The organism is Gemmatimonadota bacterium, from assembly GCA_016209965.1.
Classification (GTDB): domain Bacteria; phylum Gemmatimonadota; class Gemmatimonadetes; order Longimicrobiales; family RSA9; genus JACQVE01.
In genome coordinates this window covers 1-3,223 of record JACQVE010000037.1, presented here as the reverse complement: position 1 = coordinate 3,223, position 3,223 = coordinate 1, and the positions used below count along the sequence as shown (strand labels likewise).

General features: G+C 71.8%; 3 protein-coding genes. 1 reads left to right on the top strand and 2 read right to left on the bottom strand.

Annotated features, from left to right (window positions below; all coding sequences use genetic code 11):
- Nucleotides 1–985: hypothetical protein (locus HY703_01710; protein MBI4543895.1), on the top strand; the 985-nt coding region annotated here is incomplete at its 5' end.
- Nucleotides 986–1,094: 109 nt separating this feature from the next.
- On the opposite strand, the gene HY703_01705 is transcribed toward HY703_01710, so the two are convergent.
- Together HY703_01705 and HY703_01700 are read right to left on the bottom strand one after the other, a co-directional pair.
- Nucleotides 1,095–2,414 (bottom strand): RNA polymerase sigma factor, encoded by a 1,320-nt coding sequence (locus HY703_01705; protein MBI4543894.1) that lies wholly within the window; start codon nt 2,412–2,414, stop codon nt 1,095–1,097.
- A gap of 6 nt (nt 2,415–2,420) precedes the next feature.
- Nucleotides 2,421–2,762 (bottom strand): YciI family protein, encoded by a 342-nt coding sequence (locus tag HY703_01700; GenBank protein ID MBI4543893.1) that lies wholly within the window; start codon nt 2,760–2,762, stop codon nt 2,421–2,423.
- Nucleotides 2,763–3,223: the final 461 nt, after the last annotated feature.

Here is a 3,223-nt window from a genome sequence, read left to right as displayed (position 1 = left end):
CTGGCAACGCCGGCCCTGCACAGCGGCCCTGGCCGCCGCCGCATTCGCCGCCACCCTTGCCGCGCCCGGCGGGGCCGCCGCCCAGGACGGCCCGGGCACGAGCGGCGCACAGGTGCTGCAGCTCCCGGCGGGCAGCCGCGCCGCGGGCTTCTCGGGCGCGTACGCCGCCGGTGCCGGCGACGCGGACCTCGTGTTCTACAATCCGGCGGGGCTCCTCACGCTCAGCGGCGGCTTCAGTGCCGCCTACCAGCGCCATGTCGCCGGGATCAGCCTGGGTTCTGCGGCCGGCGCCCTGCGCGTCGGGGACTTTGCCCTGGGCCTCGGCGTGAGCTTCCTGGATGCCGGTGACATCGAGGTCGTCGAGCCGGACCCCGACCTGGGCGGGCAGCGCGGCAGGAAAACGGGGGAGACGGCCAGCGCACGCGAGACCGCGGTGCGCCTGGCCGCCGCCCTGCCACTGGCCCGTGGCAGGCTGCGCGTGGGCGCGGGCCTGGGCCTGGCCACCACGGACCTGGCCGGCCTGTCCCGCTCCGCGCCGCTGGCCGATGCCGGCGTGCAACTCGAGCTCCCCTACGTTACCCTGGGCGCCGCGCTGCGTAACCTGGGCGGCAGCCTTTCCGGCGATGGCGCCGAGGACGCACCGCTTCCCACCGAGCTGCGGCTGGGCGCCGCCTTCGAGCTGGCCGCCGAGGGCGGGCTGGGCTTACTGGCCATGGCCGACCTGGTCAGCCAGCTGCGCGAGGGAGGCGCGACCGTTTTGGCCGGTGTCGAGGCCGGCTGGCTGCGCGGCCAGACCGGCCGGCTGGGCGCGGTAGCACGCATCGGCTACGACGGCTGGGGCGGCGGCGACAGCGGGCTGGGCGCGCTGCGCCTCGGCGCCGGCCTCGCCCTCGGCCGGCTCGCCCTCGACTACACCTACCAGAACCTGGACTTCTTCGGCGCCGTCCACCGCCTGGGCGTTCGCTGGTCCTGGCCAAATTCCTGACCCCTCGCAGCCATTACTGGCGTGGCCCGTCAGACCTGGTTTTCGGACCTGGTTTCAAAGTTTCAGCCGGGCCGATCTGGCCATGGGTCTTGCGGCCTGCGCGCGAGGCTCAGCTACGCGCCAGCTCTGACAGGCGCCGGGCCAGGTGCGCGCGCTCCGCCGGGCTGGTGCACTCGTCGATGGCGCGCCGGTAGCTTCGCTCGGCCTCGGCAAGAGCGCCATGCCGGACGAGCAGCTCGGCGCGCGCGGCGGGCAGCAGGTGGTAGCCGCGCAGCTCACCACGCGCATCGAGGTCGTCAATGAGCGTGAGTCCCGCTGCCGGTCCGGCCGCCATGCCGATCGCGACGGCGCGGTTCAGCTCGACCACGGGCGTCGGCTGGACCCGGAGTAGAAGGTCGTAAAGCGCGGCGATATGGGGCCAATCGGTGCGCTCGGGCGTCTCCGCCTCGGCGTGTAGCGCCGCTATGGCGGCCTGGAGCTGGTATGCCCCCACGCGCCCACGGCGCAGCGCCTTTTCGAGGCTGGTCGTGCCCTCGTCGATCAGGGCGCGGTCCCAAAGGCCGCGGTCCTGCCGCTCGAGCGTGATCAGCTCGCCATCCGGTCCAGTCCGCGCGCTCCGTCGCGCGGCGTGCAGCAGCATCAGCGCGAGCAGCCCCTCTGCCTCGGGCTGCGCCGGGAGCAGGGCATCGAGGAGTCTGCCAAGGCGGATCGCTTCCGCGCACAGGTCGTCCCTAATGAGGCCGGCGCCGCCCGTAGAAGTGTAGCCTTCGTTGAAGACCAGATAGATTACTGCGAGCACCGCCTCGAGCCTGTCGGGCAGGTCGGTCGCCGCGGGAACACGGAACGGGATCTCGGCCGCGCGGATCTTGTGCTTCGCCCGGACGAGGCGCTGCGCCGTCGTCGGCTCGGTCGTCAGGAATGCGCGCGCGATCTCACGCGTCGTGAGCCCACCGACCATGCGCAGCGTGAGCGCGACCTTCGACTCCAGTGACAAGGAGGGGTGACAACAGGTGAAGAGGAGCCGGAGCCGGTCGTCATGCGGCGACCCGTCTTCACCCGGCACGGCAACCGGCACCTCCAACGCGAGGCCTTCGGCGGCGACGAGTCGCTCGAGCGCCTCGCGACGGCGGCGGTAGGTCCGGGCGCGACGCACCGTATCGATCGCCCGGCGACGCGCAGTCGTCGTGATCCAGCCCGCCGGACGCGGCGGCACACCATCCGCCGGCCACCGGGAGAGCGCCTCCGCGAACGCCTCCTGGAGCGCATCTTCGGCCAGCGAGAAGTCGCCGGTCAGGCGGATGAGGACGCCGAGGATCTGCGAGCGCTCCCGCCGGAAAACGGCCTCCAGCGTCTCGCGCGCCTCGGCACCGGGCACGCCTGACTCCGGACGCACGTCCCCGGAGCCGGGCGCGCCCTCATCCGCACCCATGGCCGGCTACGGCTCCCCGAACTCCATGATCGGTCGCACCTCGACCGGGCCGCGGTCCACGCTCGGGATCTGGGCCGCCCACTTCAGGGCCTCGTCCAGGTCCTTGCAGTTGACCATGTAGAACCCGCCGAGCTGCTCCTTCGTCTCCGCGAATGGCCCGTCCGTGGTCAGCGTCTTCCCGCCCCTCACCCGGACCGTCGTTGCGGTGGAGCTCGGCTGCAGGGCCTCGCCGCCGAGGTAGCACCCGGATGCCTTCAGGCGCTCCGTGTAGTCTGCCCACCTCTGAAACTCGGCCGGATCGTTCGGGGCCGTCGCCTCGTTCTCGTAGATCAGGATCAGGTAGCGCATGGTTGCCCTCCGAAGGGTTGGGGTCCGGCCGCGGCTCGTCCGCGGTCTTCAGCATACCTACGAACGGGCGCGACGGAAATCGACATCGGGCGCGCTTGCTCGCCCGCCGGCTGCGGAAGCCCGCTCGCCTCCCGGGCTCTCCTCCGATCAGAGCCGCGACGCCTGAGGCGGAGCCGCGCCCGCTCACGCCGCGCTGTTGCGCGCCGCCGCGCTCCCTCCCTGTCAATCCGAATCGCGCCCACTCCGAACCCACCGCCATGCCGATCCTGCCGACCCGACTCGGCATGGCCTCGCACCCTACAGCCATAGCCCCTTCGCAGCAGGTGAATCTTGACTCGCTCCCGCTGACGAACCTATCGTCACAAGCGTACCGAAATGGCGTTTGAATTTCCTTCTATGGGGCAGGATGTCAAGACGCACTTCCCCCACACGCTGCGCCGTGTTGTCTTCGCAGCCAGCGT

What these genes read in the sequence shown, in the direction of transcription:
- HY703_01705 (MBI4543894.1), bottom strand. Translation starts at nt 2,414, where the DNA reads ATGGGTGCGGATGAGGGCGCGCCCGGCTCCGGGGACGTGCGTCCGGAG.
- HY703_01700 (MBI4543893.1), bottom strand. Translation starts at nt 2,762, where the DNA reads ATGCGCTACCTGATCCTGATCTACGAGAACGAGGCGACGGCCCCGAAC.